Genomic DNA, 24,880 nt, shown 5'->3' on the forward strand with positions numbered 1-24,880 from the left:
GCCGAAACCGCGGCCAACCCGTGTGCACAGGCCCCGGAACACGGCATCGATCATGAAGTTATGGCCGCGACACGCCGTCGAACCGTGCCATAAGTTCATGATCGACGGGAAAGGGGCGCCCCGCCCGGCGGGTGGCGGGGCGGGCGGGCGGGGCGGGGCGGGTCAGTGGTCGGCGGCGTTCCAGTCGGGGCCGGAGCCGACCGAGACCTCCAGGGGCACCGAGAGGTCGACAGCGCCCGCCATCTCGCGGCGCGCCAGCGCCTCCAGCACCTCCCGCTCGCCGGGCGCGACCTCGAACACCAGCTCGTCGTGCACCTGCAGCAGCATCCGCGAGACCAGGCCCTCGGCCTTGAGCGCCTTGTCGACCCGCAGCATCGCCAGCTTGATCACGTCGGCGGCCGAACCCTGGATCGGGGCGTTCAGCGCCATCCGCTCGGCCATCTCACGCCGCTGCCGGTTGTCGCTGGTCAGGTCGGGCAGGTAGCGGCGGCGCCCCAGGATGGTGGCGGTGTAACCGTCCTTGCGGGCCTGGTCGACGACGGCGTGCAGGTAGTCGCGTACGCCGCCGAAGCGGGCGAAGTAGTCCTCCATCAGCCCGGTCGCCTCGGCCGTGGAGATGCCCAGCTGCTGCGACAGGCCGTACGCCGAGAGGCCGTAGGCCAGCCCGTATGACATCGCCTTGATGCGGCGGCGCTGCTCGGCGCTGACCTCCTCGGTGGCGAAAACCTTCGACGCGACCGTGGTGTGCAGGTCCTCGCCGGAGGCGAACGCCTCGATCAGCCCCGCGTCGCCGGACAGGTGCGCCATGATCCGCATCTCGATCTGGCTGTAGTCGGCGGTCAGCAGCGACTCGTACCCGGAGCCGACCACGAACGCGCGCCGGATACGGCGGCCCTCCTCGGTGCGGATCGGCACGTTCTGCAGGTTCGGGTCGGTGCTGGACAGGCGGCCGGTCGCGGCCACGGTCTGGAAGAACGTGGTGTGGATGCGGCCGTCGTCGCTGACCGACTTGAGCAGGCCGTCCACGGTCGACTTGAGCTTGGCCACGTCGCGGTGGCGCAGCAGGTGCTCCAGCACCGCATGGCCGGTCTGCTGGTACAGCCACTGCAGCGCGTCGGCGTCGGTGGTGTACCCCGTCTTGATCTTCTTGGTCTTGGGCAGGTTCAGCTCGCCGAACAGGATCTCCTGCAGCTGCTTGGGCGAGCCCAGGTTGAACTCGCGTCCCACCGCCGCGTACGCCGCCTGCGCGGCCGCCTTGACCTCCGCCGCGAACGTCGCCTCCAGCTCCGACAGGTATTCGGTGTCGGCGGCGATGCCGGTGCGTTCCATCGCGCCGAGCACGTCCACCAGCGGCAGCTCCAGCTCCGCCAGCAGGCGCTCGCCGCCGTCGGGGCCGAGCTCCGCGCCGATCGCGTCGACCAGGTCGAGCGTGGCGCGGGCGCGCAGCATCAGCGCCTCCTCGGCGGCCCGGTCGGGCGCCGCGTCGCCGAAGTCCAGGGTCAGCTGGCCGTTGTCGGCGGGCGTCTCGGTGCGCAGCTCCCGGTGTAGATAGCGCAGCGCCAGGTCGGCCAGGTCGTAGGAGCGCTGATCGGGCCGGGCCAGGTAGGCCGCGAGCGCGGTGTCGCTGGCCAGCCCGCCCACCGTCCAGCCCCGGGCCTGGAAGGCGAGCATGGCCGGTTTCGCGTCGTGGATCACCTTGGGCCGCTGCGGGTCGGCCAGCCACGCCGCGAGCGCGGCGTCGTCGGCCGGGTCCAGCCCGGTCGGGTCGCACCACGCCGCCGCCTGCTCGGCCGCCAGGGCCAGCCCGGTCAGGTTGCCGGTGCCTCGCCCGAACGTGCCGCTGACCGCGACGCCGACCGTGCCACGGCCGTGCTCCTCCAGCCAGGCCGCGAGCGCGCCGGGCTCCTCCAGCACCGTGCCGTCGAGGTCGAATCCGGCCTCGGCCTCCGGCTCGGCGGTGTCGAGGTACTGGTACAGCCGGTCGCGCAGCACCCGGAACTGGAGCGTGTCGAACACCTGGTGCACCGCCTCGCGGTCCCAGCTGGTCCAGTGCGACTCGTCCAGCGGCAGCGGCAGGTCCAGATCGTCGCGCAGCTTGTTGATCTGGTGGTTGCGCATGACCCCGGCCAGGTGCTCGCGCAGGCTCTCGCCCGCCTTGCCCTTGATCTCGTCGACGTGGGCGATGACGCCGTCGAGGCCGTCGTACTGCGTGATCCACTTGGCGGCGGTCTTCGGGCCGACGCCGGGCACGCCGGGCAGGTTGTCGCTGGACTCGCCGACCAGGGCGGCCAGGTCGCGGTAGCGGTCCGGGCCGACGCCGTACTTCTCGGTCACCGCGGCCGGGTCCATCCGGGCCAGGTCCGAGACGCCCTTCTTCGGGTACAGCACGGTCACGTCCTTGGTGACCAACTGGAACGCGTCACGGTCACCGGTGCAGATGAGCACCCGCATGCCGGCCTCGCGGCCCTGCCGGGCCAGGGTGGCGATGATGTCGTCGGCCTCGTAGCCGGGCAGCTCGACGTGGCGCACGCGCAGCGCGTCGAGCACCTCCTGCACCAGGCTGACCTGGCCCTTGAAGTCGGTCGGGGTCTCGGACCGGCCCGCCTTGTACTCCGCGTACTGCTCGGTGCGGAACGACTGGCGCGACACGTCGAAGGCGACGGCGATGTGGGTGGGCCGCTCGTCGCGCAGCACGTTGATCAGCATCGAGGTGAAGCCGTACACCGCGTTGGTGGGCTGGCCCGTGCTGGTGGAGAAGTTCTCCACGGGCAGGGCGAAGAAGGCCCGGTACGCCAGCGAGTGGCCGTCGAGCAGCAGCAGGGTCTCGGTCACCCGACGAGCTTATGCCCTGCCTCCGACGGGTTCGGCGCTACGGGGTCCGGGGCGTGGCCGGGTCGGTGATGCGGACGCCGACGGTGCCGTCCAGGCCCCGCCGGACGCGGCTGCCCCACAGGGTGATCCGGCCCAGCAGCCCGTACTTCTTGACCAGCAGTTGGCGGACCTCGGCGGTGGCCTGCGCGTCCATCAGCCGGGCGCGGGCCGCGATGGTCGGGCCGGTCACCTTGCCGCGTACGTCGCAGTCGCTGATGGTGACCTTGCTGCTGCGCCGCAGCCGCTTGACCTTGCCGCTGTCGGAGACGGTCCACACCACGATCTCGGCGCCGTCGCGCACCGCCCACACCGGCGTCGGCACCGCGCGCCCGTCCCTACGGAACGTGGTGAGCAGCAGGTAGTTCCCGAACGGCAGATCCGCGACGGTTGGCATACCCGGCACCCTACCGAACCGCCGCGCGCCCGCCCATCGGCGAGTCGATCAGGAAGCTGTGCCCACGACACACCGTCGAACCGTGCCATAAGTTCATGATCGACCCGCGGGAGGGGGGTCGGGGGCTAGAGGACCTTGGAGAGGAAGTCGCGGGTGCGGGGGTGTTGGGGGTTGGCGAGGACCTCGCGGGGGTGGCCGGATTCGACCACGACGCCGCCGTCCATGAAGATGAGCTGGTCGCCGACCTCGCGGGCGAAGCCGATCTCGTGGGTGACGACGACCATGGTCATGCCGGAGCGGGCCAGGTCCTTCATCGCGTCCAGGACGTCGCCGACGAGTTCGGGGTCCAGGGCGCTGGTGGGCTCGTCGAACAGCATCAGTTTGGGGTCCATGGCCAGGGCGCGGGCGATGGCGACGCGCTGCTGCTGGCCGCCGGACAGCTGCGCCGGGTAGTTGCCCGCCTTGTCGGCCAGGCCGACGCGCTTGAGCTGCTCCATACCCTTGCGCATGGCCTCGTCCTTGCCGCGGCCCTTGACCGTGGTCGGCGCCTCCATCACGTTCTCCAGCGCGCACATGTGCGGGAACAGGTTGAAGCGCTGGAACACCATGCCGATCTCACGCCGCTGCGCGGCGACGGCCTTGTCGTGCAGCTCGTACAGCTTGTCGCCGCGCTGCTCGTACCCGACGAGCTTGCCGTCGACCCAGATCCGGCCCGAATCGATCTTCTCCAGGTGGTTGATGCAGCGCAGGAACGTCGACTTGCCGGAGCCGGACGGGCCCAGCACGACGCAGACGGTGCCGCGCGGCACCGTCACGTCGATGCCGCGCAACACCTCGACGTGCCCGAACGCCTTGTGCACGTTGTCGGTGCGCACCATCGGTTCCTCGGCGGCGTGGCTCACATCGGCTCCCCACCGTGCTCGGCGGCCAGTCCCTTGAGCTTGAGTTTGGCCTGCCCGGCGCGGCCGTAGCCGCGCCCGAAGTGGCGCTCGAGGAAGTACTGCCCGACCAGCAGCAGGCTGACCAGGAACAGGTACCACAGGATCGCCGCGACGTACATCGGGAAGATCTGGAAGGTGCGCTTGCCGATCGCGTCGAGCTGGAAGAACAGCTCCGTGGTCACCGGGACCACGATGAGCAGCGAGGTGTCCTTGAGCATCGCGATCGTCTCGTTGCCGGTCGGCGGGATGATCACCCGCATCGCCTGCGGCAGCACCACTCGGCGCAGCGCCTGGAACCGGCTCATGCCCAGCGCGGTCGCCGCCTCCTGCTGGCCGGGCTCGACCGACAGCATGCCCGCGCGCACGATCTCGGCCATGTACGCCGCCTCCGACAGCGCCAGGCCCAGCACGCCGACGGCGAAGCCGCTGAGCAGCGCCCGGGTCTCGATACCGCCCACCCGCCAGGTGGCGTTCTCGATGCCGAACAGCGCCCCGATCCACCGGTCGAACGGCACGCCGAACTCCAGTCGCGGCCACAGGATGCCCAGGTTGCCCAGCACCGCCAGCAGCACCAGCCGCGGCACCGCCCGGAAGAACCAGGTGTACGCCCACGAGGTGCCGCGCAGGATCGGGTTCTCCGACAGCCGCGCCACCGCCACCAGGATCCCCAGCAGCACCCCGATGATCATCGAGCAGACCGTGATCGACACGGTCCCCCACAGGCCGCGCAGCACCGGTGGCGTGAACATGTGCTGGAACATGAACTGCCACTGGAAGGCGCTGTTGGTCAGCAGCATGTGCAGGAACATCGCCCCGATCAGGGCGATGACCCCGATCGCCACCCACCGGCCGGGGTGCCGGACCGGGATCGCCTTGATGGGGTCGGGTGGGCGCGGGGCCGGCAGCGGGGCCGACGAAGACGAGGGCGTGGGCGCGGTCATGGCACTACGGGTTGATCTGCGAGCTCGGCACCGCCCCGCCGGCGACGCCCCACTGGTCCAGGATCTTCTGGTACGTGCCGTCCTTGATCAGCGCGTCCACGGCGCCCTGCAGCGCCTCGGCGAACTGCTGCTGGTCCTTGGGGACCACGTACCCGTAGGGCGCGGCGTCGTAGATGTCGCCGATGAGTTCCAGCTGCCCGTTGGACTGCTTGACCGCGTACGCCGCCACCGGCGAGTCGGCCAGCATCGCGTCGTCCTTGCCCGAGACGACCGCGGCCGCGACCTGGTCCTGTCCCGGGTACGGCTCGATGGTGATCTCGGGCTTGCCCGCGGCCTTGCACGCCGCGCTCTTCTTGGCGATGTCCTCGGCCTGCACCGTGTCGCGCTGGACGGCGATCCGCTTGCCGCACGGGTTGTTCGGGTCGACCCCGGCCGGGTTGCCCTTCTTGGCGGCCCACTGGGTGCCCGCGTTGTAGTAGCTGACCATCAGGGCCTGCTTGACGCGGTCCGGGTTGATGGTGAACGAGGAGACCCCGGCCTCGTACTTGCCGGAGCCGACACCCGGGATGATGTCGCCGAAAGTGGCCGGCTGGATCTCCGTCTGCAGGCCGAGCTTGGCCGCCACCGCCCGGAACAGGTCGATGTCGAAGCCCTGCACGGTCTTGCCGTCCTCGGCCAGGAACTCGTTCGGGGCGTAGGTCGCGTCCGTGCCCACGAGGATCTTGCCGTCGGACTTGACCGCCTCGGGCACCTTCGCCGCCAGCGCGGCGTCGGCCGAGATACTCGGCGTCGCTCCGGACGGGCTCTCGCTCCCGCCGCCGCAGGCGCTCAAACCGAGGGTCAGGGCAGCCACGCCGACCGGAATCAGTCTCTTGAGCACGTACATCCCCTTTGCGTACCGTATGTAGATTCACGGTAACGCAAAGTGAGACCCCGTAAACGCAACTGCGCGGAAGCGGCCCCGAATCCGGGGCGCTTCCGCGCAGTCGTCGTCAGCGTCAGGCCACGCCCAGGTAGGCCGCCTTCACCGCGGGGTCGTGCAGCAGGTCCGCGCCGCTGCCCTCCTTGACGATGGTGCCCGTCTCCAGGACGTAGGCCCGGTGCGCCCGCGACAGCGCCTGCTGCGCGTTCTGCTCCACCACCAGCACGGTCGTGCCCTGCTTGTTGATCTCCGTGATGATGTTGAAGATCTGCTGGATCAGCATCGGCGCCAGACCCATCGACGGCTCGTCGAGCAGCAGCAGCTTCGGCCGGCCCATCAGCGCCCGGCCCACCGCGAGCATCTGCTGCTCACCGCCGGACAGCGTGCCGCCCTGCTGCTTGATGCGCTCCAGCAACCGGGGGAACAGCCCGAACACCCGCTCCATGTCGGCGGCGATCCCGGCGGCGTCGCGTCGCATGTACGCGCCCATCTCCAGGTTCTCCTTGACCGTCATGCCCGGGAACACGCCCCGGCCCTCCGGCGACTGGCAGATGCCCCGCACCACGCGCAGGTCGGCGCGCAGCTTGGAGATGTCCTCGCCGTTGAAGCGGATCGCGCCGGACGCGATCGGGCGCAGGCCGGAGACGGCCCGCATCGTGGTGGACTTGCCGGCGCCGTTGGCGCCGATCAGGGCCACGATCTCACCCTCGTTGACGTGCAGGCTGATCCCGTGCAGCGCCTGGATCCGCCCGTACAGCAGGGTGATGTTGTCGATCTCAAGCAGCATCGGGGACCCCCAGGTAAGCCGCGATCACCTTCGGGTTGTCCCGCACCTCGGCCGGGGTGCCCTCGGCGATCTTCCTGCCGAACTCCAGCACCACGATCCGGTCGGTGACCTCCATGACCAGGCGCATGTCGTGCTCGATGAGCAGCACCGTCACACCCGTGTCGCGGATCTTGCGGATCAGCTCCAGCAGCGCCACCTTCTCCGCCGGGTTGAAGCCGGCGGCCGGCTCGTCCAGGCACAGCAGGGTCGGGTTGGTGGCCAGCGCTCGGGCGATCTCCAGCCGCCGCTGGTCGCCGTAGGGCAGGTTGCGGGCCAGGTCGCCGGCGCGGCCGGTGATGCCGACGAACTCCAGCAGCTGGTGCGCCCGCGCGACGCCGTTGCGCTCCTCCCGCCAGAAGCGGGGCAGCCGCAGCAGCGCGCCGGGCACGCTGGCCTGGTGGTGCGCGTCCGCGCCGACCAGCACGTTCTCCAGCGCCGTCATCTCCGGGAAGAGCCGGATGTTCTGGAAGGTGCGGGCGATGCCCATCTTCGTGATCCGGTTGCGCTTCTGGCCCGGGACCCGCTTGCCCTGGAACCGGATGTCACCCTCGGTCGGCAGGTACACGCCGGTCATGGCGTTGAAGCAGGTGGTCTTGCCGGCGCCGTTCGGGCCGATCAGGCCGAGGATCTCCCCCTCGTACAGGGTGAAGTCGACCTTGTCCAGCGCCACCACGCCGCCGAAGCGGAGCGTGACGTTGTCGACCTCCAGCAGTGGCTTGCGCTCACTCACCGACGGCCACCTCCTTCTGCCTGTCCTTGAACTCGGCCTCGCGCTTCCGGTTGGGCCAGATGCCCTGCGGCCGGAAGATCATCATGACGATCAGCACCAAGCCGAAGACCAGGTAGCGGTACTCGGTCGTCTTGATGTCCAGGCCCGCAAGCTGGCCCAGGCCCCGGATCCACTCCGGCACGTACCAGACCAGGAAGCCGCCCAGGATGGAGCCCGGGATGCTGCCCGCGCCGCCCAGGATCACCGCGGCCAGCACCAGGATCGAGTTCTCCAGGCCGAACGTGGTGGAGTTCATGAAGTTGACCTTGCTAGCCCACAGCGCGCCGGACAGGCCGCCGATCGAGGCACCGATCGCGAACGCCCACATCTTGAACTTGAACGTCGGCACGCCCATCAGCTCCGCCGCGTCCTCATCCTCGCGGATGGCGACCCAGGCCCGGCCGACCCGGCTGTTCTGCAGGTTCCGGACCCCCAGGACCACGATAATGATCACGGTCAGGACCAGCCAGTAGTACGGCTTGGGGTCGACGAAGCCGAAGATCGGCTCGCCGTTCAGCTCGCCCGGCGGGTGCGGGATGCCCGAGATGCCCCGGTCACCGTTCATCACCCACTCCGACTGCATCGCGATCACGCGGATCATCTCGGCGAAGCCGAGCGTCACGATCGCCAGGTAGTCACCGCGCAGCCGCAGCGTCGGCCAGCCCAGCAGCACACCCGTGCACAGCGTCACCAGCACCGCCAGCGGCAGCACCAGCAGCCACGGCCAGGGGCTGTCGAACCAGTGGTATTCGGTGATCAGCTTGCTGGCCGGCGAGGTGAACAGCGCCATCGTGTACGCGCCGACCGCGAAGAAGCCGAAGTAGCCCAGGTCCAGCAGGCCCGCGAAACCGACCACCACGTTCAGGCCCACGGCCAGCAGCACGTAGATGGACGAGTCGAACAGCACCGTGCCGAAGTCCGAACTCTGCGTCACCAGCGGGTTGTAGAAGCTCGACGGGTCGGCGAACCAGCCCAGCGGCATCAGGTAGAAGAACGCCACCAGGGCGAGGATGGCCAGCCACCGCTGCCACGCCGGCAGCGCCCGCAGCCGGGCCGAGAAGCCCCTCGGCTGGGACTTGCCGTTGGTCGGGGTGACCCCGTTTCCGTTGCCGCTCATGCGCGTGCCCTCCCCAGCGACTCACCCAGGATGCCGGTCGGCCGGAACATCAGCAGCGCGATCAGCGCGATGAACGCCACCAGATCGCGGAAGTTCGAGCCGAACAGCGCCGAGGCGTAGTTCTCCACCACACCGAGCAGCAGGCCGCCCAGCAGCGCACCGCGCAGGTTGCCGATACCGCCCAGCACCGCCGCGGTGAACGCCTTGATGCCCAGCAGGAAGCCCACGTTGAACTTGGTGTAGCCGTACCGGATGTTCCAGAACACGGCCGCGGCCCCGGCCATCACACCGCCGAGCAGGAACACCAGGCCGATGATGCGGTTCTTGTTCACGCCCATCAGCGCGGCCGCATCCGGATCCTGCGCCACCGCGCGCACACCCCGGCCCATCCGGGTCTTGTTGATGAACCGGTCCAGGCCGAACATCATGAGCAGCGCGCCCACGACGATGACGATCTGCACCGCCGTGATGTCAGCGCCCAGGACGTGGAACAGGACCTTGTTCGACACCGTCTCCGGCATGCCGTACGGAGCACGGTCGGTGTAGATGCCGACGATCTCCATGATCACGTAAGAGGCGCCGATGGCACTGATGAGGAACGCCAGGGGTGGGGCGTTCCGCCGCCGCAGCGGGCGGTAGGCGGCGAGCTCGACCAGCACCGCGGTGCCCGACGAGGCCGCGACCGCGGCGATCAGGCCCACGATGAGCACGCCGCTGCTGAGCAGGATGCCCGCGGGGCTGTGGTTCTGGTCGAACCCCATTGCCTGCCAGGTGAACATGGCGGCGAAGGTGCCGACCATGAAGACCTCGGAGTGGGCGAAGTTGATGAGGCGCAGTACGCCGTAAACGAGGGTGTAGCCGAGGGCGACGAGTGCGTAGATGGCGCCCATGGTCAGCCCCGTGACCGTCAGTTCCGAGAAATTCTGGAACAGCTCGGAGAAATCCACGTGGTGCTCCTGGTGAGAGGGCCTAAGGGTCGTGGCCGGGAGCCAGCTGCTCCCGGCCACGACAGATCACGAATCCGCGGTGCGCGAACTGATCATGCGATCAGGTCAGCCCTTGGGGATCTCGACCTTCGGAACGACAGCGCCGCCCTTGACCTCGAACGCCCACACCAGAACCTGGGTCGGGTCGAGCTCGCCGTTCTTCTCGAACTTGTAGGTCACACCGGTGGCCGAGCCGACGGCGTTGTAGCCGTCGATGAAGGCCAGCAGGTCGGCACGGGTGGTCTTACCGGCCTTGATGCCCGCGAGGAAGATGTTGGCGATGTCGTACGACACGTCGGCGTAGGTGCCCGGCTCGGCGTTGTTCAGCGCCTTGTAGTCGGTCACGAACGTGCCCTTGGCCGCGGTGGCCGGGGCGCAGGGGCAGGTCAGGATGGTGCCCTCGGCAGCCGCGTCGCCCGCGACCTTGACGAAGTTGGCGTCGTTGACGCCGTCACCGGCGACCATGGTGCCGGTCCAGCCCGCGGCACGCAGCTGCTTGAGCAGCAGGCCGGCCTCGGTGTAGTAACCGCCGTAGAACAGCGCGGTGGCGCCGCTGCTCTTCACCTTGGCCACGGTCGCGGCGAAGTCGGTCTGCTTGACCTGGACCTTGTCCTGGCCGGCGACGGCGCCGAGCACCTTCACGACCTCGACCGACAGACCGGCGCCGTACGCGGACTGGTCGTCCACGACGTAGGTCTTCTCAGCCTTCAGCACGTCCTTGATGTAGCGGCCGGCGGCCGGGCCCTGGGCCAGGTCGTTGCCCACGCCACGGTGGAAGACGCCCCAGTCCTTGTCGCTCAGGCTCGGACGGGTCGCGGACGGGGTGATCATCGGCAGACCGGCACCCTTGAAGGTGTCCAGGCTCGCCTCGGTCTCGCCCGAGAACGCCGGGCCGACGATACCGACGACCTTGGTGTCACCGGCGGCCTTGGTGGCCAGCGCCGGAGCCTTGGCCGGGTCGCCCTGGGAGTCGTACTCCTCGAGCAGGACCTTGCAGTCCGCGTGGTCCTTGTTGTACTGCTCAAGCGCGAGCTTCACACCGTTACGCATGTGAATGCCCAGACCGGCCGCGTCGCCCGTCAGGGCGCCGAAGAAGCCGAGCTTCAGGTCGCACACCTTCGAACCGGCACCGGGGGTGCCGGCGTCGTCCTTCTTGCATGCCGCGGCGCCGCCGGCGACGAGCGCCAGAATGGCGACGCCCCCGAGCACCCGTGCGAGTTGCTGCCTCAAGGCTGGAACCCTCCTCCATCCGAGATCCGGGTCGTCCACCGCCGCCTGGCGGCCACCGAGCACCGGACCAGACCGTGTACCACGATCTGGGCTGGGACGTTATCCCAACCGGCGCCGAAGTAGTAAGACCTCGCTGAAGGGTTGACCCAACCGTTACTTGACCAGCCCTGCGAGGTCACCCGCCCAGGTGGCGGGCCATCAGCCGACCCGTTCGGGCAGGTCGGCCAGCCACACCCGCCCGGCGGTCCCGTCATCGGCCAGCAGCACCGCCCGGCCCCCCGCCGCGGCCACCCCCGCCGCCGCGTCGCCCTTGGCCGTCAGCGCCGCCGGCAGCCCCACCGGAACCCACCGGCCCGGCTCCGGCGACAGCCACAACCGGTAGTCCACCGCGTCCGACACCGCCGCCAGCACCCCCGGCCCGGCCGCCGCCACCGACGCCACCCAGGCCGTCGGACCGTCCGTTCGGTCGAACCCGCCCGCGTCCTGCCAGGCACCGTCGACCAGGCGCCACGCGCCGAACACGGCACCGCGCAGGCCCACCGCGACCGGCACCCCGCCCGCCACGGTCACCCGCTGGAACTCCTCGTACGCCTGCGTCGCCGGGGCGGGTACTCGCTGCCACGCACGGCCGTCGGCCGACGTCCACGCCAACGGGTCGCGGTCGATCCGTCCCGACGGCGCCAGCGCACCGACCTCCAGCCATCCGCCGTCGGTCGCCGCCACGTCGTTGGCGACCGTGCGACCCCGGTCGTCGGAGGCCAGCTCGGGCGCGCCCTCCAGCAGGCTGAACTCGGTCGCGTCGGGCGACAGCCACACCGCCGCCCCGGCCTTGCGGTTACCCGCGATCGCGAACCCGCGCTGCCCGCCCCGGACCCGGGCCACGTTCACCGCGTCGTTGCCGCCGTACAGCTCGAAGTAGGCCGTCACCTCGACCAGCGAACCGTCCGCGGCGCTGTACCAGCTGCTCACCCGTGGGTTGCCGTGCGCGCCGCCGCTCTTGGCGCCCAGCACGGCCACCCGGTCACCGGCGCAGCCGACGGAGTAGAGCACGTCCTGCTCGCCGTAGAACGTCTTCGGACGCAGCACCAGCGGCTGCCAGGCCCGGCCGTCCGGCGCGGTCCAGGCCGCGGGCCGGGTGCCGCCGTCCTCGTCGGCCACCGCCCCAACCAGCACCCAACGCCCGGCGCAGACCGTCGCGTCGCGCAGCACCAGGCGGCCCGGCTTGCCCTGCGGCACCGGCAGCGACACCGGCTGCCAGGACACGCTGAGCGCGGACGGCTGCGGTGACGGCCCGGGTGCAGCCGGACCGGCCGTACACCCCGCCATCGCCGCCCCTGTCAGCAGGACCGCCAGCACGGCCGCCACCGTGCCCCGGGCGAGTCCGCCCCGGCCGGGCAGACCAACAGGCCCGCAATATTCGTCGATGGAACCGCGGCCCGTGGAAACGCCGTGACCAGTGCGCATCCGGCGATTCTAGGAGCAGCGGTCCATTGTGGCTACTCCTCCGACGCCGCCGCGTCGGCCGCCTCGACGATGATCCGCTCGGCGACCTCGCGCATCGTCAGGCGGTGGTCCATCGCGGTGCGCTGAATCCACTTGAACGCCTGCGGCTCGTTCATGCCGTACTGCGTCATCAGGGCGCCCTTGGCCCGCTCGACCGCCTTGCGGGTCTCCAGCCGGTCGTTGAGCCCGGCGACCTCGGCCTCCAGGGCCGCCACCTCGGCGAAACGGGACAGCGCGATCTCGATCGCGGGGACCAGGTCGCTCTGCTGGAACGGCTTCACCAGGTAGGCCATGGCACCGGCGGCACGCGCCCGCTCCACCAGGTCACGCTGGCTGAACGCGGTCAGGATGATCACGGGGGCGATCCTGGCGCCCGCGATCTTCTCCGCGGCGGCCAGGCCATCCATGATCGGCATCTTGATGTCGAGGATGCACAGATCGGGCCGCAGCTCCTCGGCCAGCCTCACGGCGGTCTCCCCGTCACCCGCCTCGCCGACCACGTCGTAGCCCTCCTCGCCGAGCATTTCGGCAAGGTCGAGCCGGATCAGCGCCTCGTCCTCCGCGATCAGCACCCGCTTGCGCGCGGAACTTGCCTGCACCTCGGTCACCGGAACCACAACCCCCACACCACGTACGCCTCCGACACCCCGTATCCGGGTGTCACGTGTGTCAGCCTAGTAGGTACGCTAAGCGTGCCTCAGTAGTCCCCGTACTCCAATCGGTAGAGAGACGGAGCTCAAACCTCCGACAGTGTCGGTTCGAATCCGACCGGGGGCACTTCATACCCGATGGTCCTGTCGTACCCGGCCAGCACAGTGGCTGGATGCACCCCCTGGAAGCACGACGAGCAGCCCAGCGTCTGCATCAGTCCGGGCTGACCGTGGCCCAGGTGTCTCGCAGACTGGGACTGCGGTACCGAACCACCTGGGACTGGTGCCGCAAGCCGATGCCCTCCGACGACGACCCGCAGGCGCGACGCTGTTCAAGGTGCCGTCGGGTGCCCGAACCGCCGGACGAACCGGCTGGCTATGCGTACCTGCTCGGCATGTATCTCGGCGACGGTTACCCGGTCCGGTCCGCGAGGGTACCGGTGCTCAAGATTTCGTGTGCCGACGTCTATCCGGCGATCATGGACGAGTGCGAGCAGGCGATGCTGGCGGTGCTGGCGGTGCTGGCTCGCAGTGTCAGCCGGGTGCACGCGGCCGGCTGCACGGTGCTCCAGAGCATGGCCAAGCACTGGCCATGCCTGTTTCCGCAGTCGGGGCCGGGGCGTAAGCACGAGCGGCCGATCGTGTTGGAGCCCTGGCAGGAGGAGATCGTCGCGGCCCATCCGGGCGCGTTCGTACGCGGCCTGTTCCACTCCGACGGCTGTCGCACCACCAACCGGATCGTCAAGGCGGGCCGGGTCTACCTGTACCCCCGCTACCTGTTCGCCAACGAGTCGGTCGACATCCTCACCCTCTGTGGCCAGGCGCTGGACCGGCTCGGCATCGCCTGGCGCCTGAACCGCCGCAACAGCCTCTCGGTCGCCCGCCGAGACGCCGTCGCCCGGTTGGACCGCCATGTCGGCCCGAAAGCCTGACTCCCGCGTACCGTACGCAAACCCAGACTCCGCGCCTCTCGTACGCGGAGATCCCGTCCACGCTCCGTACGCCATCCTAGGAACCCAGCCACCGACCTGGATCCGTCGGAGGTTTCCCACCGATTTAATGGGGATTTAGCGCCGGCGGACGCCGGGATGCCCGGATGAACCCCGGGGCTTCGCGGGCTCAGACGATGGCGGGATTGAACCGGGTCACCGCATCCGGCAGCGAGCCGGAGACGACGTGGGCGATGGTGACCTGGGTCAGGATGTGCCGCTCGGACTCCGCCACCGCGGTCCAGACCTGCGTCAGCGCGGCGGCCGCGCCGAGCGGGGCGTCGCCGCCGAGCGCCCGCGGCGACCCCAGCGGACCGTCGATGACCTCGATGACGTCGACGAGGGTGATCTGCTCGGCGGTCCTGGCCAGCCAGTATCCGCCCTCGGGTCCGCGCTGGGCGAAGACGATGCCGCCGCGCCGCAGCTGGAGCAGGATGCTCTCGCAGAACTTGGGCGGGATCTCCTGCGCGCGGGCGATGCGCTCGGCGGTTATCGGCGCGCCGCCGCTGGTCGCGAGCTCGATGACGGCGCGCAGCGCGTAGTCGACGCGGGCGGAAAGTCGCATGACGCGATTATCGCTCAAAAAGATCACTTCCCCCACCGCGTCGTCGTGCTGTCTGCCCCACCCCTCGTCGCTCGACGTTTCCGGTTAACAACCGCACCGATGATCTCCACCGCGCTCAGGCACCGACGCGGCGGAGCAGCCCCTCCTGGACCGCGGTGGCGATGTGGCGGCCGTCGCGGGTGAACATGCGGCCGGTGGCCAGGCCGCGCGAGCCGGAGGCGGACGGGCTGGCGCAGTCGTACAGGAACCACTCGTCGGCACGGAAGGGCCGGTGGAACCACAGGGCGTGGTCGAGGCTGGCGCCGATGACGCCGCCGGGGCCCCACACCTCGCCGTGCACGGACAGCACCGCGTCGAGCAGGGTCAGGTCGGACATGTAGGTGAGCGCGCAGGCGTGCAGCAGCGGGTCGTCGGGCAGTTTGCCGTCCAGCCGCATCCAGACACGCTGCCTGGGGTCGGCTTCGCGGGTGCCGGGGCGGACCCAGCCGGGTTCGCCGAGGTAGCGCACATCCATGGGGCGCGGGATGAGCTTCCAGACACCCAGGCGTTCGGGGTATGGCGCGAGCCGGTCGGTCATGGTGGGCACGTCGTCGGGTCCGGGGACGTCGACGGGGGCTGGTTCGTGGTGGTCGAGTCCCTCTTCGCGTACCTGGAAGGAGGCCGACATCACGAAGATCTCTTTGCCGCGCTGCCGGGCGACGGAGCGTCGGACCGAGAAGGAGCGCCCGTCGCGGATGCGTTCGACGTGGTAGTCGACGGGTTCGGTCATGTCCCCGGCGCGGACGAAGTATCCGTGCAGGGAGTGGACGGTGCGGGACGGGTCGACGGTGCGCCCGGCCGCGGTGAGCGCCTGCGCGGCGACCTGGCCGCCGTAGATGCGGGGCGGGCCGACGGGCGGGTTCTGGCCCCGGAAGACGAGTTCGTCCACCGGGGCCAGATCCAGCAGCTCGACCAGGCTGTCGACAGCCGCCTGGCCGGTCAAGGGCTCAGTCATGGCACTGAGCTTAGGGTGAGCTCGCTGGGCTCGTTCACGCGCTCTTGTTCGGCACGGCCAGGGAGCCGAGCTGGTGCACGCGCAGGGTGTTGGTCGAGCCGGGGGTGCCGGGCGGGCTGCCCGCCACGACCACCACGTAGTCGCCGACGTTGCCCCGGCCCAGGCTGAGCAGCTGCTCGTCGACCTGGCGGAACATGTCGTCGGTGTGGTGCACGAACGGCATCAGGAAGGTCTCCACGCCCCAGGAGAGCGCGAGCTGGTCGCGCGTCTCCCGCTGCGGGGTGAAGGCCAGCAGGGGCAGTTCGCAGTGCAGCCGGGCGAGCCGGTGCACGGTGTCGCCGGAGACGGTGAACGCGACCAGGGCCTTGGCGCCGACGGCGCGGGCGATCTGGGACGCGGCCACGGTGAGCGCGCCACCGCGGGTGCGGGGGTCGTGCTGCAGGCGCGGCACGGTGATCTGGCCCGCCTCGGTGGTGGTGATGATCTTCGCCATGGTGGAGACGGTCAGCACCGGGTACTTGCCCACGCTGGTCTCGCCGGAGAGCATGACCGCGTCGGCGCCGTCGAGGACGGCGTTGGCGACGTCGGAGGCCTCGGCGCGGGTCGGGCGCGAGTTCTCGATCATGGAGTCGAGCATCTGCGTGGCCACGATGACCGGCTTGGCGTACTCCCGGCCGAGCTGGACGGCGCGCTTCTGGACCAGCGGGACCTGGTCGAGCGGCAGCTCGACGCCGAGGTCGCCGCGGGCGACCATGAGGCCGTCGAACGCGTCCGTGATCGCCTCGAGGTTGTCGACCGCCTCGGGCTTCTCGATCTTCGCGATGACGGGCCGGACCACGCCGACCTCGTGCATGATCGCGTGGACGAGCTTGATGTCCTCGGGCGAGCGCACGAACGACAGCGCGATCAGGTCGACACCGAGCGCGAGCGCGAAGCGCAGGTCCTCGGCGTCCTTCTCGGACATCGCGGGCACCGAGACGGCGACGTTCGGTAGCGAGACGCCCTTGTGGTTGGAGACCGGTCCGCCCTCGACGACGAGGCAGCGGATGTCGGGCCCGTTGACCGCGGTCACCTCGACGGCGACCTTGCCGTCGTCGATGAGCAGGCGGTCCCCGACCTTGACCTCGGCCGGGAGCTTGCGGTAGGTACAGGAGACGCGGTCGGCGGTGCCGAGGATGTCGTCGCTGGTGATGACAACACTGTCACCTGTACGCCATTCGACGGCGCCGTCCGCGAACTTGCCAAGTCTGATCTTCGGACCCTGGAGGTCGGCCAGCGTCGCCACAGCCTTGCCGGTCGCCGCCGCCACCTCACGCACGCGCAGGTAGGCCTGCTCGTGGTCGGTGTGGGAACCGTGGCTGAAGTTCATGCGGGCGACGTCCATGCCGGCCTCGACGAGCCCCCGAAGGCGCTCGGAAGACCAGGTGGCCGGACCGAGAGTGCAGACGATCTTTGCGCGGCGTGTCACGACCGGCAAGCCTAGTCCTCCGATGTGACTTACGTTGCAACGGGGCAACACTGTCTCAACAATTTCCGGCTATGGCGCTCACCGCGGCGGGCAGTTCACCCCAGACGCCATTTCCGGCATCGAAGCAGGTCCCGGGCACGGGACGGTGCACGACGATCTCGTCGAAGCCCATTTCGGCGTACCGCGCGGCGAAGTCGGTGAATGCCCCGACCGACTCCAAAGGTGCTTCCTGAGTGAACCCCGTGAGCAAGATCTTGGACAGCTCGGCGCTGTCGCGGCCGATCCCGGCGCACGCCCGGTCCAACGCCGCGAGCTGTCCCGCGATGATGCCGGGGATCTGGGCGGGGTCGGTCTCGTCCCCCTTGCGAGCCGGGCCGGTGGTGATCCAGGCCTGCCCGTGGGCGGCGGCCAGGGCCAGGCCGCGCGGCCCGGTGGCGGCGACGGCCAGCGGCAGCCTCGGGCGCTGCACACATCCTGGCACCATCCTGGCCTCGTACGCGCTGTAGTGCTTGCCGTGGTGCGTCGTGACCGGGTCGGTGAGCAGCCGGTCCAGCAGCGGCACGAACTCCTCGAATCGCTCGGTGCGCTCGGCGGTGGACCAGGGCTCCTGGCCGAGCGCAGTGGCGTCGAAGCCGACGCCGCCCGCACCGATGCCGGCGGTGATCCGCCCGTCGGAGACGTCGTCGAGGGCGATCAGGTCCTTGGCCAGGGTGACCGGGTGCCGGAAGTTCGGCGAGGTGACCATGGTGCCCAGGCGCAGCCGCTCGGTCGCGGCCGCGGCGGCGGTCAGCGTGGGTACGGCGCCGAACCACGGCCCGAAGCGGAAGTCCCGCCAGGACAGGTGGTCGTACGTGTACGCCGCGTGGAACCCCAGGTCCTCGGCTTCGCGCCAGATGTGGCGGCCCTCGCGCCAGGGGTAAATGGGCAGGATCAGAGCACTGACTCGCACCGTCTCGACGCTAACAGCCCACCCACCCCACCACCCCGTCAGCACCGTCACACCACACCCGCCAAGATCACTCAAGTTGCCGGGCAATCGGGCGAAAACACGTCCATGATTCGCCCGACTGCCCGGCAACTTGAAGGATCACCGACCTGCGGCGCCCTGCCCGGGGCGTGAAGAAGGGCACCTTCTTCACGCCCCGTAAAGCGATAAGAAGGTGCCCTTCCTTACCAGCAGGTCAGACGGTGGCGAGGGGGCGGGAGGCGGGGCGGACGGGGGCCGGGAGGCTGCCCGCGCCGCCGAGGTACGAGTGGATCGCCGCGGCCGCCGAGCGACCCTCCGCGATGGCCCACACGATCAGCGAAGCGCCCTTGTGCGCGTCACCGGCGACGAAGACCCCGTCGGCCCCGGTCTGCCAGTCCGGGCCGCACTCGACCGTGCCGCGGCGGCTGCGGGCCAGCCCCAGCTGCTCCAGCGCGGGCAGCGCGTCGGTGCCCTCGAAGCCGATCGCCAGCAGCACCAGGTCGGCCGGGATCTCCCGCTCGGTGCCGGGCAGCTCGGTCACGACGCCGCGCCCTTCGATCCGCTCGACCACCACGTCCACCAGCACGATCGCCTTGACGTGACCGGAGTCGTCGCCGACGAACCGCTGCACGGCGACCGCGAACACCCGGTCGCCGCCCTCCTCGTGGGCGGCGTAGTTGCGCAGGATCCAGGGCCAGGTGGGCCACGGGTCGCGCTCGGCGTCGCGGGCGTCGGGCGGCTGGGGGTACCGGTCGAGCTGGGTCACCGAGGCGGCGCCCTGCCGGTGCGCGACGCCGAGGCAGTCCGCGCCGGTGTCGCCGCCGCCGATGATGATCACGTGCTTGCCCGCCGCGGTGAGCGTCGCGGCCGGGCCGCCCGCCACCTCGACGTTGGCCTGCACGAGGTGCTCCATGGCCAGATGGATCCCGGCCAGGTCGCGGCCGGGCGAGTCGGTGTTCCGTCCGGCCAGGGCGCCGGTGGCCAGCAGCACCGCGTCGTGTTCGGCGCGCAGCTGCGCGGCGGAGACGTCGACGCCGACGTTGACGCCGGTGCGGAAGCGCACTCCTTCGGCGGTGAGCTGCTCGACGCGGGCGTCGATGTGGTGCTTCTCCAGCTTGAAGTCGGGGATGCCATAGCGCAGCAGGCCGCCGATGGCGTCGTCGCGCTCGTACACGGTGACGTCGTGTCCGGCGCGGGCCAGCTGCTGGGCGGCGGCCAGTCCGGCGGGGCCGGAGCCGACCACGGCCACCGTCTTGCCCGACGGGGTCACCGCGGGCTGGGGCTTGACCTTGCCGTTGGCGTACGCCCGGTTGATGATCTCGACTTCGACCTGCTTGATCGTGACCGCGCCGCCGGAGGCGGCCAGTGGCTCAGTGTCGCCGATGGCGAGCACGCAGGACGCCTCGCACGGGGCCGGGCACAGCCGCCCGGTGAACTCCGGGAAGTTGTTGGTGCTGTGCAAGGACTGGATCGCGGCGTTCCAGCTCCCCGTGCGGACCAGGTCGTTCCAGTCCGGGATGCGGTTGCCCAGCGGGCAGCCCTCGTGGCAGAACGGGACGCCGCAGTCCATGCAGCGGCCCGCCTGCTCGCGGATCAGCTCGTCGTCGGCGGAGGGGTACACCTCGCGCCAGTCCATGATCCGCACCGGGACCGGGCGCCGGGACGGCATCCGCCGGCCGAAGCGCAGGAAACCATTGGGGTCAGGCACGTGCCACCTCCATGACCGCGGCGTTGACGTCACGGCCGGCAGCCTCGGCGGCACGCATTGCTTCGATCACGCGCTTGTAGTCGCGCGGGATGACGGCGGTGAAGCGCTCGACGCTGCCCGCCCAGTCGGCCAGCAGCTTCTCGGCCACCGCCGAGCCGGTCTCGGCGTGGTGCCGCTCGACCAGCTCGTACAGGGCCTCGGCGTCCACGTCGGAGATCGGGCCCAGGTCGACCAGTTCCCGGTTGACCAGCAGCGGGTCCAGGTCGAGCAGGAACGCGGCCCCGCCGGACATGCCCGCGGCGAAGTTGCGGCCGGTCGGGCCGAGCACCACCACGGTGCCGCCGGTCATGTACTCGCAACCGTGGTCGCCGATGCCCTCGACGACGGCGGTCGCGCCCGAGTTCCGGACGGCGAACCGCTGCCCGGCACGGCCGCGCAGGAACGCCTCGCCGGAGGTCGCGCCGTACAGCAGCGTGTTGCCCGCGATGATCTGCTCCTCGGCGGTGAACGGGCTGCGCTCGTCGGGGCGGATGACCAGCACCCCGCCGGACAGGCCCTTGCCGACGTAGTCATTGGCGTCGCCGAACAGGCGCAGCGTCACGCCCGAGGGCACGAACGCGCCGAACGACTGGCCCGCGGTGCCGTGCAGGGTCACGTCGATGGTGCCCGCGGGCAGGCCCGCGCCACCGGCACGGCGCACGACCTCGCCGCCGAGCATGGCGCCGACGCTGCGGTGCTCGTTGCGCACCGCCGCCTCGATCCGCACCGGCAGCCCGCCGACCAGCGCCGCCTCGGCGTCGCGGATCAGCTGGTTGTCCAGTGCGGCGTCCAGCCCGTGGTCCTGCTCGCGCACCTTGCGGGGCGCGTCGCCGTACGGCGAGGTCGGCACCGCGAGCACCGGCGACAGGTCCAGCCCGTGCGCCTTCCAGTGGTCGGTGGCCGGGGCCAGGTCGAGCAGGTCGGCGCGGCCGACGGCCTCGTCGATGCTGCGCAGGCCCAGCTGGGCCAGGTACTGACGCACCTGCTCGGCCAGGAACCAGAAGAAGTTCTCCACGAACTCCGGCTTGCCGGTGAACCGCTCGCGCAGCACCGGGTTCTGGGTGGCGATGCCGACCGGACAGGTGTCCAGGTGGCACACGCGCATCATGACGCAGCCCGCGACGATCAGCGGCGCGGTGGCGAAGCCGAACTCCTCGGCGCCCAGCAGCGCCGCCACGACCACGTCACGGCCGGTCTTCAGCTGGCCGTCGACCTGCACGGTGACCCGGTCGCGCAGGCCGTTGAGCAGCAGCGTCTGCTGCGTCTCGGCCAGCCCGAGCTCCCATGGGGTGCCCGCGTGCTTGAGCGAGTTCAGCGGGGACGCGCCGGTGCCGCCGTCGTGGCCGGAGATCAGGATGACGTCGGCCTTGAGCTTGGCGACACCCGCCGCGACCGTGCCGACGCCGACCTCGCTGACCAGCTTGACGTGCACCCGGGCGCCCGGGTTGACGCACTTGACGTCGAACACCAGCTGCGCCAGGTCCTCGATCGAGTAGATGTCGTGGTGCGGCGGCGGCGAGATCAGGCCGACGCCCGGCGTGGCGTGCCGGGTCTTGGCGATCCACGGCCACACCTTGTTGCCGGGCAGCTGGCCGCCCTCGCCGGGCTTGGCGCCCTGCGCCATCTTGATCTGGATGTCGTCGGCGTGCACCAGGTACTCGGTGGTCACGCCGAAGCGGCCCGAGGCGACCTGCTTGACCGCGGAGCGGCGCAGCGGGTCGTAGAGGCGCTCGACGTCCTCGCCGCCCTCGCCGGTGTTGGACTTGCCGCCGATCCGGTTCATGGCGATGGCCAGGGTCTCGTGCGCCTCGGCCGAGATCGAGCCGTACGACATCGCGCCGGTCGCGAACCGCTTCACGATCTCCGTGACCGGCTCGACCTCCTCGATCGGGATCGGGGTGGCGTCCTTGAACGCGAACAGTCCGCGCAGCGAGCCCGCCTCGGCCGCCAGCCCGTCGACGGTGTCGGTGTAGCGCTGGAAGACCTCGGCCTGGCCGGAGCGGGTCGCGTGCTGGAGCAGGAACACCGTCTCCGGGTTGAACAGGTGCACCTCGCCCTCGCGGCGCCACTGCCACTCCCCGCCGACCTCCAGGCGGCGGTGCGACTGCTCGGCCGGGTTGGTCGGGTACGCCACCGCGTGCCGGGCGGCGACCTCGGCGTGGATCTCGGCCAATCCGACGCCCTCGATGCGGCTCGGGGTGCCGGTGAAGTACCGCTTGATCAGCCCTGAGCTGAGGCCCACGGCCTCGAAGACCTGCGCGCCGCAGTACGACGACACGGTGCTGATGCCCATCTTCGACATGATCTTCTGGACGCCCTTGCCGAGCGCCTTGACCACGTTGCGGATCGCCTTCTCCGGCGCGATGCCCGGCAGCATGCCGGTGGCGATCAGGTCCTCGACGCCCTCGAACGCCAGGTACGGGTTGATCGCTGCGGCGCCGTAGCCGATCAGCACCGCGGCGTGGTGCACCTCGCGGCAGTCGCCGGACTCGACGACCAGCGCCACCTGGGTGCGGGTCTGCTCGCGCACCAGGTGCTGGTGCACCGCGGCGGTGAGCAGCAGCGACGGGATCGGGGCCAGGTCGGCGGTGGAGTCGCGGTCCGACAGCACCAGGATGCGCACGCCGTCCTCGATCGCCTCGGACACGTGGCGGCAGATCTCGGTGAGCCGGGCGCGCAGGCCCGCGTGGCCGTCGCGCAGCGGGTACAGGCCGGAGACCCGCACCGCCTTGAAGCCGGGCAGGTCGCCGTCCTCGTCGATCGACAGGATCTTGGCGAGCTCGTCGTTGTCGATGATCGGGTACGGCAGCACGAGCTGGCGGCAGCTGCCCGCGCCCGGGTCCAGCAGGTTGCCCTCCGGGCCGATGGTCAGCGACAGGCTGGTCACCATCTCCTCGCGGATGGCGTCCAGCGGCGGGTTGGTGACCTGCGCGAAGATCTGGTGGAAGTAGTCGTAGAGCAGCCGCGGGCGCTTGGACAGCGGCGAGATCGGGGTGTCGGTGCCCATCGAACCCAGCGGCTCGGCCCCGGCCCGCGCCATCGGCGCGAGCAGGATCTTCAGCTCCTCCTCGGTGTAGCCGAAGGTCTGCTGGCGCCGCTGCACCGAGTCGTGGGTGTAGACGATGTGCTCGCGCTCGGGCAGGCCCTCCAGGTGCATCAGCCCGCTGTGCAGCCACTCGCCGTACGGCGCGGCCGCGGCCAGCTCGCCCTTGATCTCGTCGTCGGAGATGACGCGCCCGGCGGCCGTGTCGACCAGGAACATCTTCCCGGGCTCCAGGCGGCCCTTGGCCACGACGGTGGCCGGGTCGAGGTCGAGCATGCCCGCCTCGCTGCCCAGCACGACCAGGCCGTCGGCGGTGCGCCACCAGCGGCCGGGGCGCAGGCCGTTGCGGTCCAGCACCGCGCCGACGATGGTGCCGTCGGAGAACGCGACGCTGGCCGGGCCGTCCCACGGCTCCATCAGGCTGGCGTGGAACTGGTAGAACGCCTTCTTCGCCGGGTCCATCACGGCGTCGTTCTCCCAGGCCTCCGGGATCATCATCAGCACCGCGTGCGGCAGGCTGCGCCCGGCCAGGTGCAGCAGCTCCAGCACCTCGTCGAAGTTGGCCGAGTCGGAGCCGTCGGCGGTGCAGATCGGGAACAGGCGGCGCAGGTTGCCCGGCAGCAGCGGGCTGGCCAGCAGCGCCTCGCGGGCCTGCATCCAGTTGCGGTTGCCCCGGATCGTGTTGATCTCACCGTTGTGCGCGATGAACCGGTACGGGTGGGCGAGCGGCCAGCTCGGGAACGTGTTGGTCGAGAAGCGCGAGTGCACCAGGGCGATCGCGCTGACCACGCGCTCGTCGGACAGGTCCGGGAAGAACGAGGCGAGCTGGTCGGGCGTGAGCATGCCCTTGTAGACCATGGTCCGCGCCGACAGCGACGGGAAGTACACCGGCACGCCACGCTCGCGGGTCTCCCGCTCGGTCTGCTTGCGCACGCAGTACGCCACCCGCTCCAGCTCCAGGCCGGTCAGCGGCTCGCCGTAGCGGTGCGCGGCGATGCTGTGCGCGGCCAGGAACACCTGGCGGATGCGCGGGCGGGCCTGCTCGGCGGTGGCGCCCAGGCCCTCGGCCTCGACGGGCACGTCGCGCCAGCCGAGGATCTGCGCCCCTTCGACCAGGGCGTACTTCTCCAGCACGGTCAGCGCGCGGGCCTCGTCGGCACCGTTGGTCGGCAGGAACACCAGACCGGTGGCGTACTGCCCGGCCGGTGGCAGCGGGAAGTCGACCACCTCGCGCAGGAACGCGTCCGGCACCTGCAGCAGGATGCCGGCGCCGTCGCCGGTCGTGGTCTCGGCACCCCGGGCGCCGCGGTGGTCGAGCCGACACAGGGCGCCCAGGCCCTTGGCGACCACGTCGTGGCTGGGGCGGCCGTGCACGTCGGCCACGAACGCGACACCGCAGGAGTCGTGCTCGAAAGCGGGGTCGTAGAGGCCGACGGCGGCGGGAGCCGCGCTGAGGGGCTGCAGGGGGTGCGGGTACGGCGATGCCACCGGGCCTCCTGTCGTCACGGGGAAAGAACTTCGGTAGCGGAGGCGAGCGATGCCTCTTCCGAGCGGGACGACGTCGGCCCTGTCGCAGAACTGCAGTGCGATTGTTCGCTGCGGTGCGATGTTCGCTTGTTCGGCGGTGCACGGACTCCCTCGTGCCGTGCACGAGTATGGGGACGAGTCTGTGAGTGTTGAGTCTACGTTAACCGGCAGGGGTGTCCACCAGACACAGATTGATCACACGTCCGAATGCTGGGATGCTACTTCCCAGTCTGTGTTCACCGGGGTGGCGCGGCGCAGGCAGCCAGCAGGGTGTCCGTACGCATTGCGAACGAGTTTCAGTCAGATGACATCGACATCGGCCGCGTTAACAAACGGTGCCGACCTGCGGCGGGACCAGTTTCGACATTTCTGCCGATAGCAGGCTCAAACAGCCCTAGTCTGCGGCTGAGGGCCCGTACCGGGCCACTGC

General features: G+C 70.4%; 19 protein-coding genes and 1 tRNA gene. 2 read left to right on the forward strand and 18 right to left on the reverse strand.

The window, feature by feature from the left end:
- Positions 1-162: 162 nt before the first annotated feature.
- The 12 genes from polA to KUA19_RS19845 form a co-directional block, all read right to left on the reverse strand.
- Positions 163-2,832, reverse strand: a complete 2,670-nt coding sequence (gene polA / locus KUA19_RS19790; protein WP_217397601.1) for a DNA polymerase I — start codon at positions 2,830-2,832, stop codon at positions 163-165.
- Positions 2,833-2,869: 37 nt separating this feature from the next.
- Complete coding sequence (locus tag KUA19_RS19795) at positions 2,870-3,265, reverse strand: PPOX class F420-dependent oxidoreductase (RefSeq protein ID WP_217397603.1); 396 nt, start codon at positions 3,263-3,265, stop codon at positions 2,870-2,872.
- A 125-nt stretch (positions 3,266-3,390) separates the two neighbouring features.
- Positions 3,391-4,143 carry an amino acid ABC transporter ATP-binding protein gene (locus KUA19_RS19800; RefSeq protein WP_217397967.1) on the reverse strand — a complete coding sequence of 251 codons (753 nt, stop codon included), beginning with the start codon at positions 4,141-4,143 and terminating at the stop codon, positions 3,391-3,393.
- 20 nt (positions 4,144-4,163) lie between these two features.
- Positions 4,164-5,147 carry an amino acid ABC transporter permease gene (locus KUA19_RS19805; protein WP_217397604.1) on the reverse strand — a complete coding sequence of 328 codons (984 nt, stop codon included), beginning with the start codon at positions 5,145-5,147 and terminating at the stop codon, positions 4,164-4,166.
- Positions 5,148-5,151: 4 nt separating this feature from the next.
- Positions 5,152-6,027, reverse strand: a complete 876-nt coding sequence (locus tag KUA19_RS19810) for an ABC transporter substrate-binding protein (RefSeq protein ID WP_372451814.1) — start codon at positions 6,025-6,027, stop codon at positions 5,152-5,154.
- A gap of 118 nt (positions 6,028-6,145) precedes the next feature.
- Positions 6,146-6,856 (reverse strand): ABC transporter ATP-binding protein, encoded by a 711-nt coding sequence (locus tag KUA19_RS19815; RefSeq protein WP_217397606.1) that lies wholly within the window; start codon positions 6,854-6,856, stop codon positions 6,146-6,148.
- Positions 6,846-7,625, reverse strand: coding sequence for an ABC transporter ATP-binding protein (locus KUA19_RS19820; protein ID WP_217397607.1), 780 nt, complete (start codon positions 7,623-7,625; stop codon positions 6,846-6,848). The genes KUA19_RS19815 and KUA19_RS19820 overlap by 11 nt, the downstream gene beginning before the upstream one ends.
- Complete coding sequence (locus KUA19_RS19825) at positions 7,618-8,781, reverse strand: branched-chain amino acid ABC transporter permease (protein WP_217397608.1); 1,164 nt, start codon at positions 8,779-8,781, stop codon at positions 7,618-7,620. Before KUA19_RS19825 ends, KUA19_RS19820 begins: the two co-directional genes overlap by 8 nt.
- Positions 8,778-9,728, reverse strand: a complete 951-nt coding sequence (locus KUA19_RS19830; RefSeq protein ID WP_217397610.1) for a branched-chain amino acid ABC transporter permease — start codon at positions 9,726-9,728, stop codon at positions 8,778-8,780. Before KUA19_RS19830 ends, KUA19_RS19825 begins: the two co-directional genes overlap by 4 nt.
- A 105-nt stretch (positions 9,729-9,833) precedes the next feature.
- Positions 9,834-10,997, reverse strand: a complete 1,164-nt coding sequence (locus KUA19_RS19835) for a branched-chain amino acid ABC transporter substrate-binding protein (RefSeq protein ID WP_217397612.1) — start codon at positions 10,995-10,997, stop codon at positions 9,834-9,836.
- A gap of 198 nt (positions 10,998-11,195) precedes the next feature.
- Positions 11,196-12,461, reverse strand: coding sequence for a hypothetical protein (locus tag KUA19_RS19840; RefSeq protein ID WP_217397614.1), 1,266 nt, complete (start codon positions 12,459-12,461; stop codon positions 11,196-11,198).
- Positions 12,462-12,493: 32 nt separating this feature from the next.
- Positions 12,494-13,108, reverse strand: coding sequence for an ANTAR domain-containing response regulator (locus KUA19_RS19845; RefSeq protein WP_217397616.1), 615 nt, complete (start codon positions 13,106-13,108; stop codon positions 12,494-12,496).
- A 95-nt stretch (positions 13,109-13,203) separates the two neighbouring features.
- Between KUA19_RS19845 and KUA19_RS19850 the strand changes: the two genes are divergently transcribed.
- Positions 13,204-13,277, forward strand: a tRNA-Leu gene (locus tag KUA19_RS19850).
- 220 nt (positions 13,278-13,497) lie between these two features.
- Complete coding sequence (locus tag KUA19_RS19855; RefSeq protein ID WP_308167529.1) at positions 13,498-14,082, forward strand: transcriptional regulator; 585 nt, start codon at positions 13,498-13,500, stop codon at positions 14,080-14,082.
- 187 nt (positions 14,083-14,269) lie between these two features.
- Here KUA19_RS19855 and KUA19_RS19860 read toward each other — a convergent pair whose 3' ends face one another.
- From KUA19_RS19860 to gltB, 6 genes are all read right to left on the reverse strand, one after another.
- Positions 14,270-14,704 (reverse strand): RrF2 family transcriptional regulator, encoded by a 435-nt coding sequence (locus tag KUA19_RS19860; protein ID WP_217397620.1) that lies wholly within the window; start codon positions 14,702-14,704, stop codon positions 14,270-14,272.
- Positions 14,705-14,819: 115 nt separating this feature from the next.
- The gene (locus tag KUA19_RS19865) at positions 14,820-15,698 is read right to left on the reverse strand and encodes an acyl-CoA thioesterase (RefSeq protein WP_217397622.1); all 879 of its coding nucleotides are present in this window, start codon (positions 15,696-15,698) and stop codon (positions 14,820-14,822) included.
- Positions 15,699-15,732: 34 nt separating this feature from the next.
- Complete coding sequence (pyk, locus tag KUA19_RS19870; RefSeq protein WP_217397624.1) at positions 15,733-17,166, reverse strand: pyruvate kinase; 1,434 nt, start codon at positions 17,164-17,166, stop codon at positions 15,733-15,735.
- Positions 17,167-17,221: 55 nt separating this feature from the next.
- Positions 17,222-18,115, reverse strand: a complete 894-nt coding sequence (locus KUA19_RS19875) for an LLM class flavin-dependent oxidoreductase (RefSeq protein ID WP_217397626.1) — start codon at positions 18,113-18,115, stop codon at positions 17,222-17,224.
- Positions 18,116-18,347: 232 nt separating this feature from the next.
- On the reverse strand, positions 18,348-19,841 hold the full coding sequence (locus KUA19_RS19880) for a glutamate synthase subunit beta (protein WP_217397628.1): 1,494 nt from the start codon (positions 19,839-19,841) through the stop codon (positions 18,348-18,350).
- The gene (gene gltB / locus KUA19_RS19885) at positions 19,834-24,411 is read right to left on the reverse strand and encodes a glutamate synthase large subunit (RefSeq protein ID WP_217397630.1); all 4,578 of its coding nucleotides are present in this window, start codon (positions 24,409-24,411) and stop codon (positions 19,834-19,836) included. The genes KUA19_RS19880 and gltB overlap by 8 nt, the downstream gene beginning before the upstream one ends.
- Positions 24,412-24,880 lie beyond the last annotated feature (469 nt).

It is taken from the genome of Catellatospora tritici (genome assembly GCF_019083965.1).
In the GTDB taxonomy this organism is placed as follows: domain Bacteria; phylum Actinomycetota; class Actinomycetes; order Mycobacteriales; family Micromonosporaceae; genus Catellatospora; species Catellatospora tritici.

Coding starts and splice junctions, on each gene's coding strand:
- KUA19_RS19865 (WP_217397622.1), bottom strand. CDS start 15,698: ATGACTGAGCCCTTGACCGGCCAGGCGGCTGTCGACAGCCTGGTCGAG.
- KUA19_RS19825 (WP_217397608.1), bottom strand. CDS start 8,781: ATGAGCGGCAACGGAAACGGGGTCACCCCGACCAACGGCAAGTCCCAG.
- KUA19_RS19815 (WP_217397606.1), bottom strand. CDS start 6,856: ATGCTGCTTGAGATCGACAACATCACCCTGCTGTACGGGCGGATCCAG.
- KUA19_RS19840 (WP_217397614.1), bottom strand. CDS start 12,461: ATGCGCACTGGTCACGGCGTTTCCACGGGCCGCGGTTCCATCGACGAA.
- KUA19_RS19805 (WP_217397604.1), bottom strand. CDS start 5,147: ATGACCGCGCCCACGCCCTCGTCTTCGTCGGCCCCGCTGCCGGCCCCG.
- KUA19_RS19795 (WP_217397603.1), bottom strand. CDS start 3,265: ATGCCAACCGTCGCGGATCTGCCGTTCGGGAACTACCTGCTGCTCACC.
- KUA19_RS19800 (WP_217397967.1), bottom strand. CDS start 4,143: ATGGTGCGCACCGACAACGTGCACAAGGCGTTCGGGCACGTCGAGGTG.
- KUA19_RS19860 (WP_217397620.1), bottom strand. CDS start 14,704: ATGCGACTTTCCGCCCGCGTCGACTACGCGCTGCGCGCCGTCATCGAG.